Here is a 24,728-nt window from a genome sequence, read left to right on the forward strand (position 1 = left end):
AAAAGAAGAAATTTTTTCGGCTCCGTGCAGCATTTGGGCCCTCTCCTGCGTTTATAGGTTGAAGAGAGGAAAGGAGGAATCGGATGTGACCGATCCCACGCGTCTGGACCATCTGGTCCGCACCCATGAACACACCCTCTACCGGGCGGCGGCGGCCATCCTGGGGGACGCCCACGAGGCCGAGGACGCGGTACAGGACGCCTTCCTGGCCTGGCTGGAGAAGACGCCCAACTGTCCGGACGCCGCCCACGAGCGGGCCTGGCTGCTGCGGGTGACGGTGAACGGCTGCAAGAGCCGCCTCCGCTCCCCCTGGCGCAGGCGGCGCGCCCCCCTGCTGGAGACCTACCCCGCCGCCACGCCGGAGGAGCACGACGCCCTGGAGGCGGTGCAGGCCCTGCCGCCCCGGGACCGGGCGGCCGTCCACCTCTTCTACTACGAGGGCTGCTCCACGGCGGAGATCGCCGGAATTTTGGGCGAGCGGGAGGGGACGGTCCGCTCCCGGCTCTCCCGCGCCCGCAAGAAGCTGCGCGCCCTGCTCCAGGACGACACGCTGTAAGAAAGGAGCTTTTCCATGAAAGACTACTGCACCTATATGGACCGCCTGACCCTCTCCCCCATCGCCCACCTGGAGCTCATGGAGGCGCTGGAGCATCCCCCCGCCCGCCCGCTCCGCCGCCGCCTGCTGCCCCTGGGCGCGCTGGCCGCTCTGTTCGCCCTGGTGTGCGCGGGGGCCTGGGGGCTCTGGCTGGGGAATACCGCCGGGACCGCCCTTCTCCCCGGCGAGTCCACCCTCCCCGCCCTGGCAGCGGTCTCCCCCACCCCCGCGCCCTCCTGGGACCCCCAGGCCGACACCCTGACCGTGCCCCCCCTGCCGGAGGGCTACGCCTTCACCCAGGAGGCCCTGGCTCTCCCCGACCTGACCGGCACCCCCTGCATGGTGACCTGCACGGGGATCCCCACCCCGGATACCACCCAGTATGTCATGACGGCGGAGCAGATCCTCTCGGTGTTCGGCACGGAGGACCCCACCGACCTGGCCATCTCCTACGGCTGGGAGGGCTTCACCTTGACGGGGGGCTACATCCTCCGGGCCGACGGGACCCTCTGGCGGGCCTGGATCCAGGGGGAGCGGGGGGAGGATTCCTTCTCCCTGGTCCTGGCCCCCGGACAGGACCCTCCCATGAACGAGCACTATGAGGGCTATGCCACCTGGACGGAAAACGGGGTGGAGGTCAGCGGCTACTCCCTCACCCCCCAGGAGGCGGACGGCTCCGCCGGATACCTGGCCCGGGTCTTCTTCCGCACCTCCCAGCTGGGGGTCTTTTTCGAGGGGCGCAACGCCCCGGGCCACCTGGACCCCGCCCAGACCATGGTCAAGGGGATCGTCCGCCGCGGGACAGACCCTCTGCACGGCTTTACCCTGGAACCCCTCCAGCGGCAGCTGCCCAAGAGCCTGGGCACCGCCGTCCTGGAGGAATCCCCCTCCCCCGTTCCCCGCGTCCACCCGGCCCGCTAAGGCCGCACATGCAAAAAGGCCCCCCGGGAATTGCTCCCGGGGGGTCTTCTCAAAAATGCAAGCATTTTTTCGAGGGAGATGCAGCCCGCTGCATGCACTTCGTCGGGGCAAAGTCCGTACCGTTCCCCCTGGCCTTGCGGCCAGGGCTCACTTCACTCCCTTGCCCCTCCTCTCCCAAACAACCCCGCTTCGCTGGGCTTCGTTTGGGTTCCCGGCTCGCACACTTGCGGCCTGAGCAGAGTGTTTTCCGACGTACACGCCGCCGGAAAACACGATTTAACTCTCTTCCGCCGTCTGCGGACGGCGGAACTCTGCGAGGCTCTTACCAGCAAACCCGCATCCGCACATGCAAAAAGGCCCCCCGGGAATTGCTCCCGGGGGGCCGTCTGGTATTTTTTGATTTGGCGTTATTCGGCGTCTTCGATCAGGCCGTAGCCGCCGTCGTTGCGCTTATACACCACGGAGAAGGCGCCGTCGTTGTCCACGTCCTTGAAGGCGAAGAAGGTGTGGTCCACCAGGTTCATCTGGAGCACCGCCTCTTCCACCGTCATGGGCTTGATGGGGAACTTCTTGGTGCGGACGATGCGGAACTCATCCTCCTCCACCTCGGGCACGAAGGAGGAGATCTCCTCCTCCACCGAGCGGACAAAGGCGTCCTGGCGCAGGCGCTTTTCCAGGCGGGCCTTGTTCTTGCGCAGCTGCCGCTCCACCGAGGCCACCGCGGCGTCGATGGTGGCGAACATATCGGACGTACTCTCCGCCACGCGGATGATGGTGCCGCCGGAGCGGACCGTCAGTTCCACGTTGTTGCGGTCTTTTTCAACACTAAAGACAATGGAAGCCTCCGCGTCCGCCTTGAAATAGCGGTCCAGCTTGCCCACTTTCTTCTCAGCATAGGCATGCACCTTGTTGGGGAGGTTAACCTTCTTGTCAGTAAACACGAACTTCATAGTGTCAGCTCCTTCCGCCCTCTGGATGAGAGGGCTTTTGTCGTTGCCCACGGGTCATGGGACCCGTATGGAGAAACCGCCCAGCGATTTCCTTGTCACAATTATACCACATCCGCAAAAAATTTCCACCCTGTTTTCAGGATTTTTTACAAGACGGCGCTGGCGTGACGGGTGACATGGCACCCGATGTTCACCGCGCAGGGCAGACCGGCGATGTGGGTTCCGTAGTGGAGGATGCACACCGACAGCGCGGTGGTGGTGCCGCCCAGACCCTGGGGACCGATGCCCAGGGCGTTGATGCGGGCCAGGGCCTTGGCCTCCAGATCGGCGTAGAAGGGGTCCTCGTTGTGCTGGTCCACCGGGCGCAGGAGGGCCCGCTTGGCCAGCAGGGTGGCCATCTCGGAGGTGCCGCCCACGCCCACGCCCACCACGATGGGGGGACAGGGATTGCTCCCGGCGTTGGACACGGCCTCCACGATGAAGTCCACTACCGCCTCCGGGCCCACCGAGGGCTTGAGCATCCGCAGGGCGGTCATGTTCTCGCTGCCGAAGCCCTTGGGGGCCACGGTGATGGAGAGCCGGTCCCCCTCCACCAGCGTCAGGTGGATTATGGCGGGGGTATTGTTGTTGGTGTTCACCCGGCGCAGGGGGTCCCCCACCACCGAGCAGCGCAGGTGTCCCTCCACATAGCCCTGGGCCACCCCCGCGTTCACCGCGTCGGAGAGGAGGCCCCCGGTGATGTGGACCTCCTGCCCCAGCTCCACAAAGACCACGGCCATGCCGGTGTCCTGGCAGATGGGCAGCTCCCGCGCGTCGGCGAAGCGGAAGTTCTCCTCCAGGTCGCCCAGGATGGCCTTTCCTACCGGGGAGCGCTCGCTCCCCTCCGCCTTCACGATGGCCTCCTGCACGTCCACGGGCAGGTGGCAGTTGGCCTGGATGCACAGATCCCGCACGGTGCGGGTGATCTCCTCACAGCTGATGTCTCTCATAACGGCTCTCCCCTTTTTGTCTCTTGTTCTTATTTCACGGGCACGCCCTGGATGAACACGTGCTCCACCCGGCTCTTCCAGTCCAGCGGATGGGCGCTGGTGACCACCACGTCGGCGTCCTTGCCCGGGGTGAGGGTGCCCACCCGGTCCCCCACGCCCCCCAGCTCGGCGGCGTTGCGGGTGATGCAGGCCAGGGCCTCCTCCTCCGCCATGCCCGCCCGCACCGCCATGGCGGCGCACAGGGGCAGGTACTGCACCGGGGTCTCCGGGTGGTCGGTGCAGATGGCCACCTTGACCCCCGCCTTGGCCAGCAGCACCGGGTTCTCCAGGGTGTGGCCGGCCAGCTCCGGCTTGCAGCGGTCCCCCAGGCAGGGGCCGGTGATGACCCCCACCCCGGCCTCGGCCAGCAGATCGGCCACCTGATAGCCCTCGGTGCCGTGGACGATCACAAAGCGCAGGCCGAACTCCCGGGCGATGCGCACGGCGGTGGCGATGTCGTCGGCCCGATGGGCGTGGAAGTGGGCGGGCAGGGTCCCGGTGACCACGGCCCCCAGGGCCTCCAGCTTCACGTCCAGGTCGGGCCCGTCCAGATCGGGGTCCAGGGCGGCCTTCTCCTGCTTGTCCCGGTACTCCAGGGCCTTGGAGAGGTTTTCCCGGATGATGGCGGCGGTGGCCATGCGGGTGACCGGGGTCTCCTTGCGCTCATTGTACACCGTCTTGGGGTTTTCGCCCAGAGCGAATTTCATGGCGGCCGGGGCCAGGACCACCGCCTCGTCCACCCAGCGTCCATTGGTCTTGATGGCGGCGAACTGCCCGGCGATGGGGTTGGCGCTGCCCGGGCCGGTGAGCACGGTGGTCACGCCCCCCGCACGGGCCTCCTCAAAGCAGCGGTCCAGCACATTGATGGCGTCGATGGCCCGCAGATGGGGGGTGCAGGGGTCGGTGGACTCGTTCCCGTCGTCGGCCTCAAAGCCCACGGCGTTGCCGAAGAGCCCCAGGTGGCAGTGGGCGTCCACAAAGCCGGGGATAATGTGGCCCCCCGCGGCGTCCAGGTCCCCCTGCTCCACGGCGGGACAGGCCTCCATGGGACCCACCTCCTGAAGGATACCCCCCTCCATGCGCACATAACCGTGGGGAATGACCGGTCCGTCCATGGGATGGACCACTCCGTTATAGATCAGCATTGGTGTTCGACCTCTTTCTACAAATGTTCCATTTGACATTTTCAGGAAATTGAGTTATCTTATACTTGCAGCTCGGCCAATTGGTCCGATCCCGCGTCTGGGCTTATCACGAGGGATAAGCTCACATTCCATTCTCTCTTATGTATGCTTTGGGCGCTCTCCGCAGGGAGAGTGCCCCCTTTTTTGCTCACGGCTGGAGGGTATACTGCTCCACCAGCGCCACGGTTATGGTTCGGTACTCCCCGTCCCGGTAGAACTCCAGCTCCAGGGTGTCCCCCACGCCCAGCTCCTCCTTGACGGCGTTGAGGGCCTCGATGGTGGGGGTGGGCTGTCCGTTGGTCTTGAGGATGATGTCCCCCGCCCGCAGGCCCTTGGCCCAGGCGTCGGAGCGGGGCTCCACGCTCACCACATACAGGCCCTCCGGCCCGTCATATCCCTCCTCCACGTAGTAGTAGGAGGGGCCCGCCGTGATGCCGATGGTGGGGCGTCCCCCCACATGGCCCTGGGCGATGAGCTCGTCGGCGATGGCCTTGACGGTGGCCGAGGGGATGGCGAAGCCCAGGCCCTCGATGGTGTCGAAGTCGGACATCATCTTGAGGGTGGTCACCCCGATGACCTGTCCGTACCGGTTGACCAGGGCACCGCCGGAGTTGCCCGAGTTGAGGGCGGCGTCGGTCTGGATGAGCTCCATCTCATACCCGTCCACCGACATGGAGCGGTCCAGGAAGGAGATGATCCCCTCGGTCATGGTACCCGGGAGCTGGGCCCCCAGGGGGTTGCCGATGGCATAGGCCCGCTCCCCCACCCGGAGGGTGTCGGAGACGCCGAACTCCGCGGGGGTGAAGTCGGTCGGGCCCTCCACCTTGAGGACGGCCAGGTCGGTCTGGCTGTCGCTCCCCACCAGGAGGGCGTTGTAGTGGCTGGAGCCCTCCAGCGGGCTCACCGTCACCACGGAGGCACCGGCGATCACATGGTGGTTGGTGAGGATGTACCCGTCTTGGGAAAAGACGATCCCCGTCCCCTGGGAGACCCCGTCGGGGCGGGTGCTCTCAATGCTGACGATGGAGGGGGAATTTTTCGCATAGATCTCCTCGGCGCTCAGCTCGGCCCCGCCGGGGGCGGCGTGGAGGGTGAGGACGGTCCCGTCCCCCAGAGGGGCCCGCTCCACCGTGGTGGGGTACTCCGGCTCCTCCTCGGGCAGGGAGTAGACGTAATCGGGGGGATCGGCCGTGCCGCTCCAGGGGAGCAGGCCGTTCATCCCCAGGGCCAGGAGCGCCCCGCTCCCCCCCAGCAGCACCACCAGAAAGAGGCACAGCACCCATACGGCCCGCCGCCGGATCCGGTTGGGGCGCCGGGGGTATTTGGGTGGCCTGCGGGGCGGGAGGGGCGGCATCTCCCCATCCGCCGGGCGAAAGCGGTAGCCCTCCTCCCCTCCGGCGGGGAGGGGAAGCTCCTCCCCGGCCAGGTCGGGCCGGTCAAAATAATAGTTGTGCATGCAACTCCTCCTGCACGGGGGTAAGAACCCCCTACGCCAGCGTCAGCGTGAAGGTGAACTCGGTCACGCCGTTCTCGCTGGTGACGGTGATATTTTCCTTGTGGTTGCCCAGAATGGTCTTGACGATGTACAGTCCCAGCCCCACGCCGTCCCGGTCCTCGCTGCGGGAGCGGTCGGTCTTGTGGAAGCGGTCGAAGAGCGGGGCCAGCTCCTCGGGGGGGATGGTCTCGCCGGTGTTGCGCACCGACACATAGGCCTTTCCGCCCTTGGCGGTCACGCTGATGCCCATGGTGGTGCCCTCGGTGGAAAACTTGATGGCGTTGTCCAGCAGGTTATAGCACACCTGGGTGATGGCGTCCGGGTCTCCCCAGACGGTGACCGGCCCGTCGGGGATGGCGGTGTCCACGTCCAGGTGGCGGGCGTTGATCTTGGTCTCCAGGCTCACCAGCACCCGCAGCATGACCTCGGAGACGTCGAACTGCTCCTGGGCGGTCACGTTCTCCTTGGACTGGAGGCGGGAGAGGTCCAGCATCCGCCGCACCAGCCGGGAGAGCCGCCGGGTCTCGGAGGAGATGGTCTTGAGGTACTCCTTCTCCCGCTCGGGGGGAATGGTGCCGTCCAGAATGCCGTCGGCGAACCCGGCGATGGTGGTCATGGGGGTCTTGAGCTCGTGGGAGACGTTGGCGATGAACTCGCTGCGCTTGGCCTCGGCCTTGGAGAGGGACTCGGCCATGGCGTTGAAGGCCTCGGCCAGCTCGCCCACCTCGTCCTTGCGGTTCTCATAGCCGGTGACCCGGGCGTCGAACTCGCCGTGGCCGAACTTCCGGGCCGCGTCGGCGATCTCCTTCATGGGCCGGGTCTGGTGGAGGGAGGTGACCGAGCTGCTGATGAAGGCGATGCACAGCACGCCCACCGAGGTGAAGAGGAAGATGGTGGCCACCGCCCGCCACAGCTCGGTGAGGCTGGAGGTGTTGGCCGCCACAAAGACCAGGTTGGTCTCATGGGTCTGCCCCAGGAAGTCGCTCTGGACCACCGCCCGGCCGGAGACATACCGCCGCTCGGGGAAGAGGCCGCCCATGGTGGTCATCCCCTGATAGCTGCCGTTCTGGGCGATCTCACCGCACACGGAGGCGGGCACCGTGGGGGCGGCCAGGCCGCTGCGGATGGCCCCGTCGGAGTAGAGGAGCACCCGCCCGTCGGTGCGGCAGATGAGCACGTAGGCGTCCGAGATGCTGGCGATGGAGCCCACATAGGCCTTGTAGGACGCGTCGTACAGGCTGGCTCCGTTGGACTTCATGGCGCTGGTGAAGTCGGCGATGAAGTCCACGTTGCGCTCCAGGGCCTCCTGCTTCTCCCGCAGGGTATACTGGTACGTCAGGGTGATGAAGGCCGACCCCAGCAGGGTGAAGGAGATGAGGATGATGGCGGCCATCATGGAGAACTGGCGTCCGTAGATGCTCTTCATCCCGCGCTCACGACCTCAAACTTGTAGCCCACGCCCCACACGGTCTTGAGGCACCACTGGTCGCTGACCCCCTCCAGCTTTTCCCGCAGGCGCTTGATGTGCACGTCCACCGTGCGGGAGTCGCCGAAGTAGTCAAAGCCCCACACCTCGTCCAGCAGCTGGTTGCGGGTAAAGACACGGTTGGGGGCCGAGGCCAGGTGGTAGAGCAGCTCCAGCTCCTTGGGCGGGGTGTCCACCCGCTTGCCGTCCACCAGCAGCTCGTAGGAGTCCAGGTTGATGGTGAGCTTGTCGAAGGAGAGCTTCTTCTCCTCGCTGTTCTCCTCGGCGCCGAAGCGGCGCAGGACTGCGTGGATGCGGGCCAGGACCTCCTTCATCTCAAAGGGCTTGACGATGTAGTCGTCGGCCCCCATCTCCAGGCCGTTGACCTTGTCGTCGGTCTCGCCCTTGGCGGTGAGCATGATGACGGGAGTCTTGTCGCTCTCCCGGATCTTCTTGAGCACCGACCAGCCGTCCATGACCGGCAGCATGATGTCCAGCAGGACCAGCTCGGGATGGAAGGAGCGGAAGAGCTCCACCGCCTTCCCGCCGTCCCCCGCCACTGCGGTCTCAAACCCCTCTTTTTCCAGGTAGAGATGCAAAAGCTCGGCGATGTTGGTTTCGTCCTCTACGATCAGGACCTTTGTGGCCATATGGCATTCCTTCCTTTCCTGCGCGCCGGGAAATCTGTTTTATGGTCTCTATTGTACGCGCTTTTTCCACCGGATTGGGTGAATATTCTGTAAAACCTACTCCACGCAGGCCGACACGCGCCCTACTCCACGTAGGCGTGGTCCACCTGGATGACGGCGTAGCAGTGGGGATCGTGGGCCTGGATGCGCTGCTGGATGGCGGCGGCCAGGGCCTCGTCCTCCATAGAGAAATTGTGGGGGGCCACCACGTCGAAGATCAGGTTGGTGTGGTGGGGGCCCGCCGTCATGCGGAAGTCGTGGATGGTCAGGCGCTCGTCCAGCTCCTTCACCTGCTGGGCCACCCACAGCCGGGTGCGGTTGACCCCCTCGTCCTCGGTGGCGATGGGGTCCATGTGGGCCGAGGTCTCGATGCCGAACTTCTCCTTGAGCTCCCGCTCGATGTGGTCGATCACGTCGTGGGCCTCCATGATGTCGGCGTTCATGGGCACCTCCGCGTGGAAGGACATCATGGACCGCCCGGGGCCGTAGTCGTGGATGATGAGGTCGTGGATGCCCACCACCTCCGGGTGGGCCAGGATGGTCTGTTCGATCTCCCGCACCAGGTCCCGGTCGGGGGTCTGGCCCAGGAGGGGGTCGATGGTGTCCTTGGCGGCCTCCCACCCGGCCCGGAGGATGAAGAGGGCCACCAGCACGCCCACCCAGCCGTCAATGGACACGCCGGTCAGGGCGCCCACCACCGCGCCCAGAAGCACGGCGCTGGTGGCCACCACGTCGGAGAGGGAGTCCATGGCCGTGGCCGCCATGGCCGCCGAGCCGATGCGCCGGGAGAGATTGCGGTTAAAGAAGCACATCCAGAGCTTCACGGCGATGGAGCACAGCAGGATGCCTGCCGACACGGCGGAGAAGACCACCGGCTCGGGGTGGAGGATCTTCTCGATGGAGGACTTGCCCAGCTCCACGCCCACCAGCAGAATGAGCATGGACACCAGCAGACCCGCCAGATACTCGATCCGCCCGTGGCCGAAGGGGTGGTCGTCGTCGGCCTTCTGCCCCGCCAGGCGGAAGCCCACCAGGGTCACCACCGAGGAGCCCGCGTCCGAGAGGTTGTTGAAGGCGTCGGCCGTGATGGAGATGGACCCGGTCAGCACCCCCGCGAAAAACTTTCCCGCCGAGAGCAGCAGGTTGAGAAAGATCCCAACGCCCCCTGAGAGCATCCCGTACCGCTCCCGCACCTGCGCATCCTGTACCTTCTCATAATCCCGGACAAACCGCCGGAGCAACTGTTCTGTCATGCCATTTCCACTCCAAGTCGTTCTCTATGTCAGCGTGTCGAAATGTTTCGACACGCTTCTCAAAAATGCAAGCATTTTTTCGAGGGGGAAGCAGGCCGCTGCATGCACTCGCTGACGCTCGCACACTTGCGGCCTGAGCAGAGTGTTTTCCGACGTACACGCCGCCGGAAAACACGATTTGATCCTCTTCCGCCGTCTGCGGGACGGCGGAACTCTGCGAGGCTCTTGCAGCGCAAAGCACAGAAATACACGTTATCGTCAGCCTGTTTGTGTTTCTTCTGCTTGCTTAATGTATCATTATAGCACAGAGGATGCGTTCCCGTCCATGTTTTCCCATCCGGCCGGGCAGAAAAAGGCCGCGGACACCGTAGTGCCTGCGGCCTTCGTGGTAGATTACTCGCCGGTATCCAGGGTATAGAAGTCCTCCGGACGGCTCCCCTTGTCAAAGATGTTGCAGTACTCCAGGATGCGGTACTCGGCCAGGCTCTCCCGGGCGTAGTCGGGCAGCTCCTCCCAGTGCTCCTCGGCCGTCCAGTCGCCGTCCCGGTCCAGGTAGCCCACCGGGTTGATGACGGGCAGGTCCTCCCACAGGGAGAGGAGGAAATCCTGATACCCCGTGGTGGGCAGGCCCGCCGTCTCCATCAGCAGGGCCGAGAGGTAGTTGAGGGAGAGGGTCACGTCCTGCTGCTCCGGGATGTCGTAATTGGCCCAGATCACAAAGGGGACGATCTGCTTTTTCTCCGCCGTGTCGGTGTCCAGGGCCTCCACCTCGCCGCCCAGGGCCTCGGTGTAGAAGTTGGTGGCCACCTGGGGCTGGTGGTCGCCGAACATGCAGATCATGGTGGGCTCCTCCACCTGGGAGAAGTAGTCGATCAGGTACTCAAAGGCCTGGTCGCTCTGATAGACCAGGTTGAGGTACTGGTCCACCGTGCGGAAGCGGCCCTCATATGCTCCAGTGAGGTGGACCTCCTCCGGGAGGTTGGTCCACTCGCCGGTGTAGGCGCTGTGGTTCTGCATGGTCACGTTGAAGAGGAAGAGGGGCTGCCCCTCCTCCTTGGCCTCATAGCGGGCGATGAGGTTTTCGTAATTGGCCCGGTCGGAGAGGTATTCCCGGATGATGTCGCTCTCGTCGTAGTCGAAGTCCTCCAGGAAATACTGCTCGTCAAAGCCGTAGTCGTTGTAGACGGCCACCCGGTTCCAGCCGGAGGAGTAGTAGGGGTGCATGGCCACCGTGGCATACCCCAGGGACTCCATCTGCCCGGCCAGGGAGGGATCCCCCTGCCCCACGTACATGTGGTAGGGCACCGTGCCCGCGGGCAGGAAGGTGACGGTGTTGCCGGTGAGGAACTCATACTCCGAGTTGGCGGTGGTCCCGCCGAACACGGAGGAGAAGGCCCAGCCCTTCACCGTGTTCTCCTCCAGGCTGTGGAGGAAGGGCATGGGGTCCTGATTGGTCTCCACCCCCGGGATGACGCTCAGATCGGAGAGGGACTCGTTCATCACCACGATCAGGTTCACCGGGCGGGTAATCCCGTCGGTCGAGGCGCTCACGGCGGCTTCCTCCGAGGGGTGCTCCTCCGCCAGAGTGGTGAGGGCGTCCCTGCCGTACCCGTCGGGGGCCTTCACCCGGCTGTACCGGAGGCACAGGCTGAAATTCAGGGCCAGCCCATTGCCCCGGGTGGTCCACATGGAGGGGGAGATCCCCGCGTCCGAGACCGCGTTGGTGCAGAAAAAGAAGTAGAGGAAGGCCCCGGACCCGGCCAGCGTGGGCAGGAAGAGCTTCCAGGAGAACCGCTGCCGCTCCGCCGGAGCGGGCAGCAGGGAGAGCACGCCGATGAAGAGGGCCACGCACAGTCCGGTCAGCACCATCATGAGGTCCGGGGTGTAGTTGTAGTTGCCCGCCACATTCAGCGCCGTGCGGATGGTGACGATGTCCCCCGGGAAGAGGGTGCGCCCCCGGAAGGCAATGGCATAGCGGTTGACGATCCCGATGGCCCAGGCCACGAGCATGGCCACCTTGGTGGCCCGGTCCCGGCGGCCCAGGACAAAGTAGAAAAAGAAGGCCCCCAGATAGTACCACACCAGGTTGAGGGCCACCTGAAGGGGGGTAAAGCTCCCCCAGGGCTGATTATAGTTGAGAACCTCCACCAGGCTGTACGAGACAAGAGGTCCCACCGCAAAGGCCAGCCGGGAGAGCCAGGCCGCCCGGGACGGCTCCAGGGCCAGCTTCGGCCAGCGGGGACGCGCCTTCCGGCCGGTATGACGTTTCGGTTTTGTGGGCATGTTCATCCGTTCTTCCACTCGGCTCCTCTCGAATTTGATTTTTTCTGTATCATACTCCCTCAAAAGCGGGATGTGCAAGGGGATTTTGCACGGATCGGCCATCCTTCATAAAATCTTCACAATTCCCGGAGGCGCAGGGGCGGCCCCTCCAGATGGACCACGCGGTCGGCCAGGGCCAGAACCCCCTCCTCGTGGCTGGAGAGGAGCACCGGCTTCCCCAGCGCCCGGATGCGCTCCAGGATGCGCCCGGCGCGCTCCTTGTCCACGCCGGTGAAGGGCTCGTCCAGCAGGTACACCCCGCCCTCGCAGGCCAGGGCCCGGGCCAGGGCCAGCCGCCGCCGCATCCCGCCCGAGAGGACCTGGATGGGCCGGTCCTCCTCCCCCTCCAGCTCCACCAGGGAGAGGAACTTCCCCACCTCCTGCCGCCGCGCCCGGGGGAGCACGTCGGCGATCTGCTCGCCGGTCCTGCGCCAGGGAAAGAGCCGGTCCTCCTGGAAGAGGAGCACCGCCTCCCCCGGCAGGGTGAAGGTCCCCCCGGCGGGCCGCTCCAGCCCGGCCAGGGTGCGCAGCAGGGTGGTCTTGCCGCAGCCCGACGGCCCGGCCAGGGCGGTGATGCCCTCCCCGGGGAGGGTGAGGGAGAAGGAATCCAGCACCCGCTTCTCCCCAAAGGACACGGTGAGCTCATGAATCCGCAGCACGGCTCCCCCTCCTCTCCAGGCGGCCCAGGAGGGCCCCCAGCACGCCCTCCAGGGCGAAGCTCAGGGCCAGCACCACCGCCGTCCACGCAAAGAGGGCGGGGGTCTCCAGATAGATCTTGGAATAGTACACCTGGGTGCCGATGGCCAGCCGGGGCACGCACAGCACCTCGGCGGCCACCCCGGACTTCCAGGCCAGTCCCAGGGCGGTGTGGCAGCCGCTGGCAAAGTAGGGCAGCACCGAGGGAATGTAGACCAGGCGCACCCGCTTCCACCGGCCAAAGCGGTAGGCCCGGGCGGCCTCCAGCAGCAGGGGGTCGGTCTGGGCGATGCCCTGGCACACGTTCCCCCACACCACCGGCAGCACCATCAGGGCGGACACCACCACCGGCACCTGCCCGGTGGGGGCCCACAGGATGACCAGCAGAATAAAGGAGGCCACCGGCGTGGCCCGGATGACCCGCACCGCCGGGGCCAGGAGGAGCTCCGCCCAGCCCCAGGCGCTGGTGCACACGGCCAGGAGGGTCCCCAGGCACACCCCCGCCAGCAGTCCCCCAAAGATCCGCCCCAGACTGGCGAGGGCGGTCTGCCAGAAGACCTGCGTGCCCATCAGCTCCAGCAGGGTGCGCCCCACCAGGAGGGGGGAGGGCAGGAAGAGGGCGGTGCTCTCCAGCTCCTCGGCCCACAGGAGATACCACACGGCCCCCTGCCAGAGCAGCAGCCAGAACAGCGCCGGCAGGAGCACCCGCCTGGCCAGACGGCGCAGCTTCATCCCTCTCCCTCCCTTCTTCACCGTACAAACAAGAGATAGTATACCGACCCCCCGGGGGAAAGGCAAGCATTTTATCCTCTTTCCCCCCTGGAACAAAACGGGCGCCCCGGGGACCGCCTGGTCCGCCGGGGCGCCTCAGAGTTTGGGTTTGCTGTCTGGTCTGTGCTCAGCCGCAAACGCCTCGCAGAGTTCCGCCGTCCGCAGACGGCGGAACAGGGTGTAATCGTTTTTTCAAGGACATGCGCCTTGAAAAAACACTTCTCAGACCGCAAGTGTGCGAGCGTATGCGAGTGCATGCGGCGGTCTGCATCCTTCTCTCAAAAACGCCTGCGTTTTTGAGAAGCCGAAGGCTGTCAGGGGATATAGAAGAATCCGTCGTCCGGGATACCGCCGCCGATGGAGGCGGGGTCGGCCTGGAAGAGCACCTCATAGTAGGAGTTGATGTCCAGCATGTCCGACCCGGTGATGCACACCAGGTTGGCCTGGGGGATGGCTGCCTTGGCAATGGGGAGCTTGGGCACGATGCCCGCGTCCACCACCATTTGGGCCGCCTCGTCGCTCCCCTCGGCAATGAAGGCGATGGACTCGGCGTACTCGGTCAGGAAATCCTCCACCGCCTGGGGATGCTCCTTGATGAAGTCCTTCCGGGCCACCACGCAGCCCATGGTGAAGGTGCCGCCTGCGCCGCTCTCCTCCCAGGCGTCATTGAAGTCCAGCGCCAGACGCACGTCGGGATTCTGCATGGTCACCGCCGTGGCCGCCGGGACGGGGAGCATGGCCAGCTCTGCCTCGCCGGAGGCCATCAGGGTCTGCACTTCCTCGGAGGTTTTCCACACGATGTTCACATCGCTCTCAGGGTCCAGGCCGTTCTGCTCCAGGAGATAGCGCAGCACGTACTCCGGGTTGGCCCCCTGTCCGGTGGCGTAGAGGGTCTTCCCCGCCAGGTCGGCCATGGAGTGCACCGTATCCCCGTTCTCCAGAATGTAGAGCACGCCCAGGGTGTTGAGGGCCAGCATCTGGATGTTCCCCGTCTTCTGGTAGAGGTTGGCCGCCACATTGGTGGGCAGGGCGGCGATGTCCACCTCGCCCTTCCCCAGCTTGGCGGTCAGGTCGGTGGGCTGGGAGGCCACCTCCACCTGGTAGTCATTGCGGGTCTCCCCCGCCAGATTATCCGAAATCAGCTTGGCCGCGCCCATGCCGGTGGGGCCGTTGAGCATGGCCAGTCTTACCTCCGTGCGCTCGCTCTCCTGGGTGGGCGCCGGGGTGGCGCTGCTCTCAGGCGCGGGCGTGGCGGTGGGAGCGGGCTCTCCCCCGCCGCATCCCGCCAGCAGGGTCATGCTCAGGGCCAGGCTCAGGGCCAGGGCCGTCCATCGCTTGCTCTTCATGGTATCATCACGTTCCTTTCCAGTTCCTCGCCCTTCCCTTGGAAGGGCTCTTTGCACTCTACTCCCTTTTTCTCCCGCTGTCAAGCCGCTTTGCCCCCGTTCCGGGACGGGAGGGGCCTCCATGGCATACCATGGTATAGGCTCACAGAAAGGAGGCTATCCTAATGGTCAGACCCCCCGTTCCCGAAGTGGAAGCCGCCCCCTCCGGCGGCGCGCCCCCCGCGCCCGACCCGGTGGACCTGCGCATCCTGGAGACCCTGCTGGAGGAGAAGCTGCTCCTCCTGGAGCTCCTGGAGGCCGTCCAGGCCCTGACCACCGCCATTTTGTCCCGTTTGACCCGGACCTGATGCCCCGCCGGAGAGAAAACTTTCGCTTTTTCCCAACTTCCGCTTGCCGAATGTGCCGGGATTCGCTATACTATCCTCTGTCGATTGTTGACATAACGATTCACTCCGAGAGAAAGGGGCCGATCGCTCCCATGGGAAAGCGCGTCCAAAAATACCAGCCCTCCCGCCTGTTTCTGCTGGGCAGGCTCTTATACCGTCTCCTGGTGGTCCTCTCCGTCCTGGTGGTCCTGCTCTTCTGCGCCTATCAGCTCCTGCGGCAGAAGCCGGGCCAGGCCTCCGGTCCGGCTCCCAGCGCCGTTCTCCCCTCCGCCCAGCCCAGCGGGGAGCTCACCCCCACCGGCTTAGAGCGGAAAAAGGACACCTGGACCTTCCTGCTGGCCGCCAGCGACCAGGCCAGCGGCAACGCCGACACCATCATGGTGGGCATGTACGACACGGTGAACCAGAAGGCCGGTCTGGTCTCCATCCCCCGGGACACCATCTACCACGGCACCCGGCCCGACGGGGGACACTACTATAAAATCAACTCCACCTATGCCTACTACGGGGCCAAGGGCATGCAGGAGGCGGTCTCCGAGCTGCTGGGCATCCCGGTGGACCACTATGTGACCATCGACCTGGCCGGGTTTGAGGCCATCGTAAACGCCGTGGACGGGGTGGACTTTGAAATCCCGGTGCCCATGAGCTACGACGACCCCACCCAGGACCTGCACATCCACTTCCAGCCGGGCATGACCCACCTGGACGGGCAGGAGGCCATGGAGGTCTGCCGCTTCCGGCACAACAACTTCAACGAGGCCCAGGTGGCCTACACCGATGTGGACCGCACCCGCACCCAGCAGGAGATCCTCACCCTGATCGCAAAAAAGGTCCTCTCCCAGCCCCAGAAGGTGGGCGAGTATGTGGAGATCTTCTCCGAATACATCGACACCGACCTCTCCCTGGGGGAGATGCTCTGGTTTGTGGAGCCCGCCCTGGGCTTTGACCTGGCCAATCTCTCCACCGCCACCCTCCCCGGCGACGGCACCGTCACCTACAAGGGCTGGACCTACTGCTACCAGCTGGAGCAGGAGGAATCCCTCGCCATCATCAACGAGATGATCAACCCCTACACCACCCCCGTCACCCTGGACATGGTGAACATGCCTCAAAAATAAGAAATTATACAGAAGGGCTGCCGCACTGTTTGCGGCAGCCCGTTTTTTCTAAATAAGCTACGTTTGACAAAAGCCTCGCAGAGTTCCGCCGCCCGCAGGCGGCGGAAAGAATTGAGATCGTTTTTTCCGGCGGCGTGTACGTCGGAAAAAACTCTTCTCAGGCCGCAAGTGTGCGAGCGAAAGCGAGTGCATGCGGCGGCCTGCATCCCTCTCGAAAAAATGCCTGCATTTTTGAGACTTACTGGAGCAGATCGGGGCCGGGCAGGTCCATCTCCCGCTTCCGTGCGGCGGAGTAGGCCAGCTTTTCGGCCAGCTTCCCGCTGTCCCCGGAGGCCAGGGCCTCCCGGTATGCCCCCAGGTTCTCCATCAGCCGGTCCAGCACCGTGAGGAGGGCGGGCCGGTTCAGGGAGAAGAGCTCGGTCCACAGCCCCACGTCCAGGGCGGCCACCCGGGTGCAGCCCCGGAAGGAGGAGCCCTCAAATCCCCGGCAGGCAAAGAGCATGGGGTCGTCGCACACGCTCACGGCGATGATGTGCATGACCTGGCTGGTGTAGGCGATCATGGCGTCGTGCTCCTCGGGGGTGGTCTTGTACACGTCCCGGCAGCCGATGTACGCCCCCAGGCGCTCCATGAGGGCCACGTGCTCGGGGGTGCTGCTCTCCCGGGGGGTGAGGATGAGGTGGCTTCCCTGGAACATCTCGGCAAAGGCGTGCTCGATGCCCGAGAACTCGGTGCCCGCCATGGGGTGGCAGCCGATGAAGTCCACCCCCTCGGGCAGCACCCCCGCCCCCTCCATGACGGCGCTCTTCACGCCGCACACGTCGGTGACCAGGCACCCCTGCTTGAACCGCGCCCGGTGCTCCTCCAGAAAGCGGAGGATGCCCCGGGGGTGGAGGGCCAGCACCACCACGTCGGCCCCGGGGAGGACGGCGGCGGCGTCCTCGGTCACCCGGTCTCCCACGCCGTGCTCGGCGGCAAAGCGCAGGGTGGGCTGGGACACGTCCACGCCCACGATCTCATAGCCCTCAAAGCCCTTGAGGGCCAGGGCCAGGGAGCCTCCGATGAGGCCCAGGCCCACGACGACGATGCGTTTTCTCTCCCCTTCGGCCATGGCTCACACCTCCCGGCCCACGCAGGGGGCCACGGCGGCCAGCTTCCCCATCACATCGGTGAACTGGTCGGGGGTGAGGGACTGGGCCCCGTCGCACAGGGCGTTCTTGGGGTCGTTGTGGACCTCGATGATGAGTCCGTCGGCTCCGGTGGCCACCGCCGCCATGGCCATGCGCTCCACCATCCAGGCCTTGCCGCAGGCGTGGGAGGGGTCCACCACCACCGGCAGGTGGGACAGGCTCTTCACGGCCAGCACGGCGGAGAGGTCCAGGGTGTTGCGGGTAAAGGTCTCAAAGGTGCGGATGCCCCGCTCGCAGAGGATGACCTTCTGGTTGCCCCCGGCCATGATGTACTCGGCCGACATGAGCCACTCCTCGATGGTGGCCGAGAGGCCCCGCTTGAGGAGGATGGGCTTGGTGGTGCGCTTGCCCAGCTTTTTCAGCAGGTCGAAGTTCTGCATGTTCCGGGCGCCCACCTGGATCACGTCCACGCACTCCTCAAAGAGCTCCACGTACTCGGTGCCCATGATCTCGGTGACGATGGGCAGGCCGGTGGCCTCCTTGGCTTTCTGGAGGAGGTTCAGGCCCTCGCACTCCAGCCCCTGGAAGGAGTAGGGGGAGGTCCGGGGCTTGAAGGCCCCGCCCCGCAGGGCGCAGGCTCCGCTCTCCCGGACGGCCTGGGCCACGGCGGTGATCTGCGCCTCGCTCTCCACCGAGCAGGGCCCGGCGATGACGGCCAGCTTCTTCCCGCCGATCAGCGCCCCGCCGCCCAGGTCGATGACGCTGTCGTCCGGGTGGAACTTGCGGTTGGCCTTCTTGTAGGGCTCGGTGACCCGCATGACCTTCTCCACGCCGGGCAGCTGCTCCAGCAGCTCCTGGTCGATGCCCGCGGCGTTGCCCTCGGCCCCCAGCACGGTGGTCTCGGAGCCCTTGGAGATGTTGACCTGCACGCCCCCCGCCTTCATGGCCTGGATGGCCTCCTGGAGCTGCTCGGGGGTGAAGTTGGGTTTCATGATAACGACCATAAAAACGTCCTTCCTTTCTCTGGATAAAAAAACCGCGGCCGCCCCACTGGGCTGCCGCGGTTTCAAGTTCCTTCTCTCCCCCGCGTTCCGGTGCGGGGGGGCGGGACTTCCATGCTGACAGGCCGGTTATGGGCAGGCAAAGGGACCGCTCATAAAATAGCGGTAATAGCCGTATCCATAACCGTACATCCGGCGCATGGCAAGATCCCTCCTAGTTTGATTCTGCTCAAACTTTAGCACTTTTTGCCATTAAAGTCAAGCCCCAATTTTCGATTATTTCCGGGGCTCCTGGAACACGCCGGTGGAGAGGTAGCGCTCCCCGGTGTCGGGCAGGACGACGACGATCTTCTTGCCCTGGTACTCCGGCCGGCGGGAGAGCGCCTGCGCCGCGGCGGCCGCCGCGCCCGAGGAGATGCCCACCAAAAGGCCCTCCTTCCGGGCCAGGGCGCGCACCATGGCCATGGCGTCCTCCCCCTTGACGGTGAGGACCTCGTCCACCACGCCGGTGTCCAGCACGCCGGGGACAAAGCCCGCGCCGATGCCCTGGATCTTGTGGGGACCGGCCTTTCCACCCGACAGGACAGGGGACTCGGCGGGCTCCACCGCCACCACCTTCACGGCGGGATTCTGCTCCTTCAGGTAGCGGCCCGCGCCGGTGATGGTGCCGCCGGAGCCCACCCCGGCCACCAGGACCTCCACGGTGCCGTCGGTGTCGGCCCAGATCTCGGGGCCGGTGGTCTCATAGTGGGCCCGGGCATTGGCCGGGTTGTTGAACTGGTCGGGCATCCAGGCGCCGGGGATCTCCTCCAGCAGCTCCTTGGCCCGGGCGATGGCGCCCCCCATTCCCTTGGCGCCCTCGGTGAGGACCAGCTCGGCCCCCAGGGCGGAGAGCAGGCTGCGCCGCTCCTGGCTCATGGTCTCGGGCATGGTGAGGATCACCCGGTAGCCACGCACCGAGGCCACGTAGCTCAGGCCCACGCCGGTGTTGCCGCTGGTGGGCTCCACAATGACGCCCCCCGGCTGGAGCAGGCCCTTCTCCTCCGCGTCCCGGATCATATACCAGGCCGCCCGGTCCTTGGCGGACGAGAGCGGATTGAAGCACTCCAGCTTGGCCAGGATACCGCAGCCGGGGGCCACGCGCTCCAGGCGCAGCAGCGGGGTTGCGCCGATCAGATCGGTCAGCTGTTGGGCGATGTTCATAAGAAGGACCTCCTCGGTTGAAAGTTGGGTACAGTATACCATCATTTCCCTAGTATTTCAATAGGTATTTCAAGTAATTTTTTCCCAACAGAAAAACCCCGGCAGCAGAGCAAATGCTCCGCTGCCGGGGTCGAGGGTCCATGTACGGTCTGAGCTTTAAAACACGGGCACCACCGCGCCGCCGTAGGTCTCCTCCATGAAGGTCTTGACCTCGTCGCTGCACAGGGCCTGGGCCAGCGCCTGGATGGCGGGAGAGTTCTCGTTGCCCTCCTTGACGGCCAGCACGTTCACATAGGCGGTGGCCGCCTCGCCGTCGGCGGCCTCCACGGCCAGGGCGTCGGCCACCTTCAGGCCCGCGTCAATGGCGTAGTTGCCGTTGATGACGGCCAGGTCCACGTCGGCCAGACGGCTGGGCAGCTGGCTGGCCTCCAGCTCCACGATCTCCAGGTTCTTGGGGTTCTCGGCGATGTCGGCCTTGGTGGCGGTGAGGCCGGCGTCCTCCTTCAGGGTGATGAGCCCCTCCTGCTCCAGCAGCAGCAGGGCGCGGCCCTCGTTGGTGGCGTCGTTGGGCACGGCGATCTGGGCTCCGTCGGCCAGGGCGTCCAGAGAGTCGGTCTTGCCGGCGTACAGGCCGAAGGGCTCATAGTGGACCTCGGCCGCGCTCACCAGATGGGTGCCGTCGCTCTCGTTGAAGTCGTTCATGTAGGTGATGTGCTGGAAGTAGTTGGCGTCCAGCTCCCCGCTCTCCACGGCGGTGTTGGGGACGATGTAGTCGTTGAACTCCACGATCTCCAGGGTGACGCCCTGCTCGGCCAGGATGTCCTTCACCACCTCCAGGATCTCAGCGTGGGGGGCGGGAGAGGCGCCCACCTTGATGGTGGTGCCCTCCAGGGAGGAGGAGGCAGCGGGGGCGGGATCTCCGGAGGGGGCGGCAGAGCCGGCGGGCTGGGAGGAAGTGCCGGAGCAGCCGGCGAGCAGGCCCAGGGTGAGGGCACCGGCCAGGAACACAGAGGCAGTCTTTTTCATGGTTTCATTCTCCTTTTCTGATATGGAATGTGAGCTGCAACCCAAATCAGGGCACAAAAAAACGCCCTTGAATCCAATTCAAGGACGAGAGCTTTCCGCTTCGTGGTACCACCTTGCTTCACCTCTGCCTCACGGCAGAAGCCTTATGGAGTACAGTCATACTCCTGCGCGCTGACGGGCGCACCCGTCGCAGCCTGTGCACCGTCCGGTACAGTCAGCTACGCCGCTCCGAGACCATCTTCACCAAAGCCTTCCGTACCCGTTCCCACCATGCCGGGCTCTCTGTGCCGTATCTCTCTGGCTACTCTTCTCTTCCTCGCGTTTGAGGGGCGTTATTCAGTTCCGCTTGGGTTGCACTTAGTATAGACCCTTGCCCCCACGCCGTCAAGCCGCCATTTTAGACAAAAAAGAGAGACGGGCAAGCCGTTTTTTTGCCCGTCTCTCGATCTGGTTACATGGCGCCGGGGATACGGCGCTCCTTCTGGACCTTCTTTTTCTGCTCCTTCCGGGACTTCTTCCGGTCCTGGCCGCGCACCCGCTTGTCCATGCGCACGGCGGCCCGGGTACCCACCGACTGGAAAATCTGCACCAGGATGACCAGCACCACCACGGAGACCCACAGGATGATGGTCATGCGGCGCTGATAGCCCAGGTTGAGGGCCATGGCGCCCAGTCCGCCGCCGCCGATGGCGCCCGCCATGGCGCCGTAGCTGAGGATGGTGATGAAGGCGGTGGTAAAGCCGGAGATGAGGGAGGGCCGGCTCTCGGGCAGGATCACCTTGGTGATGATCTGGAAGGGCGAGCAGCCCATGGACTCGGCCGCCTCAATGACGCCGCCGTCCACCTCCCGCAGGGAGGACTCCACCAGCCGGGCCACAAAGGGGAAGGCGGCCACGACCAGGGGCACGATGGTGGCCACGGTGCCGATGGAGGTACCCAGGATGAGCCGGGACAGGGGGATGACCACCACCATCAGGATGAGGAAGGGCACCGAGCGCAGGATGTTGATGACAAAGTTGAGCACCGTCATCACGGGTCTGGGCAGGGGACGCACGCCCCCCGGCTCTCCCACCACGGCGATGACGCCCAGGGGCAGGCCGATGAGGTAGGCGAAGAAGGTGGAGATCACGGTCAGATACATGGTCTCCCAGATGGCGAAGAGAAGCCCGTCCTTGCTCAGCTCCAGCAGGCGGACCACCTCGGGATTTTGCAGCAGATCAGCCATGGTAATCACGCACCTCCTCCATGGTCACATAGGGCTGGCCCTTGATGTAGGCGATGGCCTTGGCGGCCTCGGCCTCGTTCTCGGGCAGGCCGATGAGCATGGTGCCGAAGGCCTGTCCGTTGATGTTCTTGGTGTCGGCGCCCAGGATGTTGACCTTCACGCCGCAGTCGATGGCCAGGGAGGCGATGAGGGGCTCGTAGGAGGAGCCGCCGTTGAAAGCGATGCGCACCACCCGGGCGGTCTTGACCGGGTCCAGAATGACCCCGTCGGGGTAGACCAGCTTCCGGCCGGCCTCGGTCTTGGGGTTGGAGAAGACCTCCTCCACCGTGCCGGTCTCCATGACCTTTCCGTGGTCCAGAATGGCCACGTGGGAGCAGATCTCCTCCACCACCGCCATCTCATGGGTGATGACGATGACCGTGATGCCCAGGCGCTTGTTGATGTCCTGGATCAGGCGCAGGATGCTCCGGGTGGTGGTGGGGTCCAGGGCGGAGGTGGCCTCGTCGCACAGGAGCACCTTGGGGTCGCTGGCCAGGGCACGGGCGATGGCGATGCGCTGCTTCTGTCCGCCGGAGAGCTGCACCGGGTAGGCGTCGGCCTTGTCGGGCAGGCCCACCAGCTCCAGAAGCTCCATGGCCCGCTTCTTGGCCTGGGCGGCGGGCACCCCCGCGATCTCCATGGGGAAGCAGATGTTGCTCAGGCAGGTGCGCTGCATGAGCAGGTTGAACTGCTGAAAAATCATGCTGATGCTCCGCCGCTTCTGCCGCAGGGCCTTGGGGGAAAGGGCGGTCATGTCCTCCCCGTCGATGAGCACATTGCCCTCGGTGGGGCGCTCCAGCAGGTTGATGCACCGCACCAGGGTGGACTTGCCCGCGCCGCTCATGCCGATGATGCCGTAGATGGCCCCGTCGCGGATGGTGATATCCACGTGGTCCAGCGCGGTGAAGGTCCCCTCCTCGGTGGGAAAGATCTTGGTCAGTCCTTTTAATTCGATCACGCTGTGATTCTCCTTTGTAAACCGTCTCAAAGGGATCGCTGGGCCGGTCCAACGACCGGTCATACGGAGTTTATTGTATGACAGATCCCCCTCCCTGTCAAGGCGCGGGGGCTATCCCCCAAAACACACCCGCACCGCCCAGGCCGCGGCGGTAAATCCGGCCAGGTCGGCGCACAGGGCGGCCGGGACGGCGTACCGGGTCTTGACGATCCCCGCCGCGCCGAAATACACCGCGATGGTATAGAAGGTGGTCTCGGTGGACCCCAGCATGACGGCGGCGGTGCGCCCGATGGTGGAGTCCGGCCCATAGGTGGAGATGAGCTCCGCCCCCACTCCCAGGGCGGCCGAGCCGCTCACCGGTCGGATGAGGAGCAGTCCCACCGTCTCGGGCGGAATGCCCAGCCAGCCCAGCACCGGGGCCAGGGCCTGGGCGGCCAGTTCCAGCGCACCCGAGGCCCGCAGCATGTAGACCGCCGTCAGAAGGGCCACCAGCGCCGGGACGATCTTGATGAGCACGCCCAGTCCCTCGGCCGCGCCGGTGATCAGGGCGTCGTAGACGTCCACCTTCCGCACCAGGCCCCACAGGGCCACCCCCAGCAGGAGGAAGGGCACCAGCATGGTCAGCGCCAGTTCCATCCGACTCGCCTCCTTTGGAGCCGTCCGGCCCCCTCCTCTGCCGGCCAGAGCCGCCCCATCACCTTGGCCGCCAGGATGCCCACCGTCACCGAGAGGGCCGAAGCCAGCCACACGGCGGGCAGGATGTCAAAGGGGGCGGCACACCCGGCCGCGGCGCGCACGCTGGCCACCGTGGTGGGGATGAGCTGGATGGAGGCCGTGTTGCACACCACCAGCATGCACAGGGAGTCGGAGGCCACCCCGGGGGTGCGCCGGCTCATCCGGCGGGCGGCCTGGATGCCCAGGGGGGTGGCCGCGTTGCCCAGTCCCAGCAGATTGGCCGAGACATTGGCCGAGATGCTGTCCATCACCTCCCGGTCCCGGGCAAAGTCCGGATAGAGCCGCTTGAGGAGCGGACGCAGCAGCCGGGAGAGCCCCTGAGACAGCCCCGAACGGCGCATGACCTCCATCACGCCCATCCACAGGCAGAGTACGCCCGCCATGGATAGACATAATTCGACCGCCGCCGCCGCGCCCTCCATGGCGGCCGCCGCCACCTGGGGCCCCCGCCCGGTGAGAAGCCCGCAAAAAACCGCGCATCCGACCATCCCCGACCAGATAACCGACATTCCCATATATTCCTCTTCTTTCCATTTAAAAATATTTGTACTACTATATGCGGGGAAAGCCGGAAAATATGCCTTATTTTTTAAACGTTTGGTTCAAAATATGGACTTTTTTATACTACATTTTTTAAAATACAATTTATTCCAATTTTGCGACATTAGTCGAAACTTTACGATTGAAATTTCCAAAATGGAATTGACATAGCAATACAAAGTGTTATAATAATGTCAGTTTCTAGATAAAGATAGGAAAACATGGAAGCCGCAAGAAAGGACGTATCGCTATGAAATCTACCGGCATTGTCAGAAAGGTCGATGAACTCGGCCGAATTGTACTTCCCATCGAGCTCCGTCGTACTCTGGATATCGCCGAAAAGGACTCTTTGGAGATCTATGTAGATGGAGCCTCCATCGTCCTGAAAAAGTACCAGCCCGCCTGTATTTTCTGCGATGATGCCAAGGATGTCATCAACTTCCGCGGCAAGAACATCTGCCCCAATTGCCTCAAGGAACTCCAGAATAAATAAAGAACCCAACGAAAAAACCCGGCCGTTCCCATGGAACCGCCGAGGCTTTTTGCGCCTCTCCGCCCCGGAGCCGTCCGGTGCGGAGAGGCGTTTATACGTTCTGTATAAATTTGTATGCAATTGGCAGGGTACCTTCACCCCCTGTTTTCCCAGAAAATT

At 64.8% G+C, this 24,728-nt stretch carries 24 protein-coding genes; 5 read left to right on the top strand and 19 right to left on the bottom strand.

Going from position 1 to position 24,728, the window contains the following annotated elements:
• Positions 1-85: 85 nt before the first annotated feature.
• Both H8S34_RS01780 and H8S34_RS01785 read left to right on the top strand, forming a co-directional pair.
• Complete coding sequence (locus H8S34_RS01780; protein ID WP_366485549.1) at positions 86-556, top strand: RNA polymerase sigma factor; 471 nt, start codon at positions 86-88, stop codon at positions 554-556.
• A 15-nt stretch (positions 557-571) separates the two neighbouring features.
• Positions 572-1,516, top strand: a complete 945-nt coding sequence (locus H8S34_RS01785; RefSeq protein ID WP_186962876.1) for a hypothetical protein — start codon at positions 572-574, stop codon at positions 1,514-1,516.
• 407 nt (positions 1,517-1,923) lie between these two features.
• Here H8S34_RS01785 and hpf read toward each other — a convergent pair whose 3' ends face one another.
• The 11 genes from hpf to H8S34_RS01840 form a co-directional block, all read right to left on the bottom strand.
• Positions 1,924-2,466 (bottom strand): ribosome hibernation-promoting factor, HPF/YfiA family, encoded by a 543-nt coding sequence (hpf, locus tag H8S34_RS01790; protein WP_101693647.1) that lies wholly within the window; start codon positions 2,464-2,466, stop codon positions 1,924-1,926.
• Between the two features lie 146 nt (positions 2,467-2,612).
• Entirely contained in the window at positions 2,613-3,455 is an 843-nt protein-coding gene (locus H8S34_RS01795; protein WP_101693648.1) for a fumarate hydratase, read from the bottom strand.
• A gap of 29 nt (positions 3,456-3,484) precedes the next feature.
• Positions 3,485-4,639 (bottom strand): amidohydrolase, encoded by a 1,155-nt coding sequence (locus H8S34_RS01800; protein WP_101693649.1) that lies wholly within the window; start codon positions 4,637-4,639, stop codon positions 3,485-3,487.
• A 187-nt stretch (positions 4,640-4,826) separates the two neighbouring features.
• On the bottom strand, positions 4,827-6,134 hold the full coding sequence (locus tag H8S34_RS01805; protein ID WP_186962877.1) for a S1C family serine protease: 1,308 nt from the start codon (positions 6,132-6,134) through the stop codon (positions 4,827-4,829).
• A gap of 31 nt (positions 6,135-6,165) precedes the next feature.
• On the bottom strand, positions 6,166-7,599 hold the full coding sequence (locus H8S34_RS01810) for a sensor histidine kinase (protein ID WP_101693651.1): 1,434 nt from the start codon (positions 7,597-7,599) through the stop codon (positions 6,166-6,168).
• Positions 7,596-8,288, bottom strand: a complete 693-nt coding sequence (locus H8S34_RS01815; protein WP_101693652.1) for a response regulator transcription factor — start codon at positions 8,286-8,288, stop codon at positions 7,596-7,598. Before H8S34_RS01815 ends, H8S34_RS01810 begins: the two co-directional genes overlap by 4 nt.
• A gap of 122 nt (positions 8,289-8,410) precedes the next feature.
• Positions 8,411-9,580, bottom strand: coding sequence for a cation diffusion facilitator family transporter (locus tag H8S34_RS01820; RefSeq protein WP_186962878.1), 1,170 nt, complete (start codon positions 9,578-9,580; stop codon positions 8,411-8,413).
• Between the two features lie 393 nt (positions 9,581-9,973).
• Positions 9,974-11,881 (bottom strand): LTA synthase family protein, encoded by a 1,908-nt coding sequence (locus tag H8S34_RS01825; RefSeq protein ID WP_346728020.1) that lies wholly within the window; start codon positions 11,879-11,881, stop codon positions 9,974-9,976.
• 98 nt (positions 11,882-11,979) lie between these two features.
• Complete coding sequence (locus H8S34_RS01830; RefSeq protein ID WP_101693654.1) at positions 11,980-12,561, bottom strand: ATP-binding cassette domain-containing protein; 582 nt, start codon at positions 12,559-12,561, stop codon at positions 11,980-11,982.
• A complete protein-coding gene (locus H8S34_RS01835) occupies positions 12,545-13,330 on the bottom strand; it encodes an ABC transporter permease (RefSeq protein ID WP_101693655.1) in 786 nt (261 codons plus the stop codon). The genes H8S34_RS01830 and H8S34_RS01835 overlap by 17 nt, the downstream gene beginning before the upstream one ends.
• A 353-nt stretch (positions 13,331-13,683) precedes the next feature.
• Entirely contained in the window at positions 13,684-14,715 is a 1,032-nt protein-coding gene (locus H8S34_RS01840; protein WP_186962879.1) for an ABC transporter substrate-binding protein, read from the bottom strand.
• A 164-nt stretch (positions 14,716-14,879) separates the two neighbouring features.
• On the opposite strand from H8S34_RS01840, the gene H8S34_RS01845 reads away from it, so the two are divergent.
• Together H8S34_RS01845 and H8S34_RS01850 are read left to right on the top strand one after the other, a co-directional pair.
• Positions 14,880-15,062: a hypothetical protein gene (locus H8S34_RS01845; RefSeq protein ID WP_186962880.1), complete on the top strand. Its 183-nt coding sequence runs from the start codon at positions 14,880-14,882 to the stop codon at positions 15,060-15,062.
• Between the two features lie 131 nt (positions 15,063-15,193).
• On the top strand, positions 15,194-16,219 hold the full coding sequence (locus H8S34_RS01850; RefSeq protein WP_186962881.1) for an LCP family protein: 1,026 nt from the start codon (positions 15,194-15,196) through the stop codon (positions 16,217-16,219).
• Between the two features lie 238 nt (positions 16,220-16,457).
• Here H8S34_RS01850 and H8S34_RS01855 read toward each other — a convergent pair whose 3' ends face one another.
• The 8 genes from H8S34_RS01855 to H8S34_RS01890 form a co-directional block, all read right to left on the bottom strand.
• Positions 16,458-17,330, bottom strand: coding sequence for a prephenate dehydrogenase (locus tag H8S34_RS01855; RefSeq protein ID WP_101693658.1), 873 nt, complete (start codon positions 17,328-17,330; stop codon positions 16,458-16,460).
• Between the two features lie 3 nt (positions 17,331-17,333).
• Complete coding sequence (gene aroF / locus H8S34_RS01860; protein WP_186962882.1) at positions 17,334-18,353, bottom strand: 3-deoxy-7-phosphoheptulonate synthase; 1,020 nt, start codon at positions 18,351-18,353, stop codon at positions 17,334-17,336.
• Positions 18,354-18,626: 273 nt separating this feature from the next.
• Positions 18,627-19,553, bottom strand: a complete 927-nt coding sequence (gene cysK, locus H8S34_RS01865) for a cysteine synthase A (RefSeq protein WP_101693660.1) — start codon at positions 19,551-19,553, stop codon at positions 18,627-18,629.
• 156 nt (positions 19,554-19,709) lie between these two features.
• A complete protein-coding gene (locus H8S34_RS01870) occupies positions 19,710-20,579 on the bottom strand; it encodes a MetQ/NlpA family ABC transporter substrate-binding protein (protein WP_101693661.1) in 870 nt (289 codons plus the stop codon).
• Positions 20,580-21,030: 451 nt separating this feature from the next.
• A complete protein-coding gene (locus tag H8S34_RS01875; RefSeq protein ID WP_408004142.1) occupies positions 21,031-21,720 on the bottom strand; it encodes a methionine ABC transporter permease in 690 nt (229 codons plus the stop codon).
• A 76-nt stretch (positions 21,721-21,796) separates the two neighbouring features.
• Positions 21,797-22,801 carry an ATP-binding cassette domain-containing protein gene (locus H8S34_RS01880; protein WP_101693663.1) on the bottom strand — a complete coding sequence of 335 codons (1,005 nt, stop codon included), beginning with the start codon at positions 22,799-22,801 and terminating at the stop codon, positions 21,797-21,799.
• A gap of 111 nt (positions 22,802-22,912) precedes the next feature.
• The gene (locus H8S34_RS01885; RefSeq protein ID WP_101693664.1) at positions 22,913-23,437 is read right to left on the bottom strand and encodes a spore maturation protein; all 525 of its coding nucleotides are present in this window, start codon (positions 23,435-23,437) and stop codon (positions 22,913-22,915) included.
• On the bottom strand, positions 23,422-24,045 hold the full coding sequence (locus tag H8S34_RS01890) for a spore maturation protein A (protein ID WP_328821012.1): 624 nt from the start codon (positions 24,043-24,045) through the stop codon (positions 23,422-23,424). Before H8S34_RS01890 ends, H8S34_RS01885 begins: the two co-directional genes overlap by 16 nt.
• A 281-nt stretch (positions 24,046-24,326) precedes the next feature.
• Here H8S34_RS01890 and H8S34_RS01895 point away from each other — a divergent pair, with 281 nt between their 5' ends.
• Positions 24,327-24,569, top strand: coding sequence for an AbrB/MazE/SpoVT family DNA-binding domain-containing protein (locus H8S34_RS01895; protein WP_101693666.1), 243 nt, complete (start codon positions 24,327-24,329; stop codon positions 24,567-24,569).
• Positions 24,570-24,728: the final 159 nt, after the last annotated feature.

It is taken from the genome of Pseudoflavonifractor hominis, from assembly GCF_014288125.1.
Classification (GTDB): domain Bacteria; phylum Bacillota; class Clostridia; order Oscillospirales; family Oscillospiraceae; genus Pseudoflavonifractor_A; species Pseudoflavonifractor_A gallinarum.

Excerpts from the sequence above, each read along its gene's own strand:
- H8S34_RS01870 (WP_101693661.1), bottom strand. The coding sequence starts at position 20,579 with ATGAAAAAGACTGCCTCTGTGTTCCTGGCCGGTGCCCTCACCCTGGGC.
- H8S34_RS01785 (WP_186962876.1), top strand. The coding sequence starts at position 572 with ATGAAAGACTACTGCACCTATATGGACCGCCTGACCCTCTCCCCCATC.
- H8S34_RS01885 (WP_101693664.1), bottom strand. The coding sequence starts at position 23,437 with ATGGAACTGGCGCTGACCATGCTGGTGCCCTTCCTCCTGCTGGGGGTG.
- H8S34_RS01890 (WP_328821012.1), bottom strand. The coding sequence starts at position 24,045 with ATGTCGGTTATCTGGTCGGGGATGGTCGGATGCGCGGTTTTTTGCGGG.
- aroF (WP_186962882.1), bottom strand. The coding sequence starts at position 18,353 with ATGGTCGTTATCATGAAACCCAACTTCACCCCCGAGCAGCTCCAGGAG.
- hpf (WP_101693647.1), bottom strand. The coding sequence starts at position 2,466 with ATGAAGTTCGTGTTTACTGACAAGAAGGTTAACCTCCCCAACAAGGTG.
- H8S34_RS01795 (WP_101693648.1), bottom strand. The coding sequence starts at position 3,455 with ATGAGAGACATCAGCTGTGAGGAGATCACCCGCACCGTGCGGGATCTG.
- H8S34_RS01845 (WP_186962880.1), top strand. The coding sequence starts at position 14,880 with ATGGTCAGACCCCCCGTTCCCGAAGTGGAAGCCGCCCCCTCCGGCGGC.
- H8S34_RS01875 (WP_408004142.1), bottom strand. The coding sequence starts at position 21,720 with ATGTATCTGACCGTGATCTCCACCTTCTTCGCCTACCTCATCGGCCTG.
- H8S34_RS01800 (WP_101693649.1), bottom strand. The coding sequence starts at position 4,639 with ATGCTGATCTATAACGGAGTGGTCCATCCCATGGACGGACCGGTCATT.
- H8S34_RS01815 (WP_101693652.1), bottom strand. The coding sequence starts at position 8,288 with ATGGCCACAAAGGTCCTGATCGTAGAGGACGAAACCAACATCGCCGAG.
- cysK (WP_101693660.1), bottom strand. The coding sequence starts at position 19,553 with ATGAACATCGCCCAACAGCTGACCGATCTGATCGGCGCAACCCCGCTG.
- H8S34_RS01840 (WP_186962879.1), bottom strand. The coding sequence starts at position 14,715 with ATGAAGAGCAAGCGATGGACGGCCCTGGCCCTGAGCCTGGCCCTGAGC.
- H8S34_RS01835 (WP_101693655.1), bottom strand. The coding sequence starts at position 13,330 with ATGAAGCTGCGCCGTCTGGCCAGGCGGGTGCTCCTGCCGGCGCTGTTC.
- H8S34_RS01895 (WP_101693666.1), top strand. The coding sequence starts at position 24,327 with ATGAAATCTACCGGCATTGTCAGAAAGGTCGATGAACTCGGCCGAATT.
- H8S34_RS01810 (WP_101693651.1), bottom strand. The coding sequence starts at position 7,599 with ATGAAGAGCATCTACGGACGCCAGTTCTCCATGATGGCCGCCATCATC.
- H8S34_RS01855 (WP_101693658.1), bottom strand. The coding sequence starts at position 17,330 with ATGGCCGAAGGGGAGAGAAAACGCATCGTCGTCGTGGGCCTGGGCCTC.
- H8S34_RS01805 (WP_186962877.1), bottom strand. The coding sequence starts at position 6,134 with ATGCACAACTATTATTTTGACCGGCCCGACCTGGCCGGGGAGGAGCTT.
- H8S34_RS01850 (WP_186962881.1), top strand. The coding sequence starts at position 15,194 with ATGGGAAAGCGCGTCCAAAAATACCAGCCCTCCCGCCTGTTTCTGCTG.
- H8S34_RS01820 (WP_186962878.1), bottom strand. The coding sequence starts at position 9,580 with ATGACAGAACAGTTGCTCCGGCGGTTTGTCCGGGATTATGAGAAGGTA.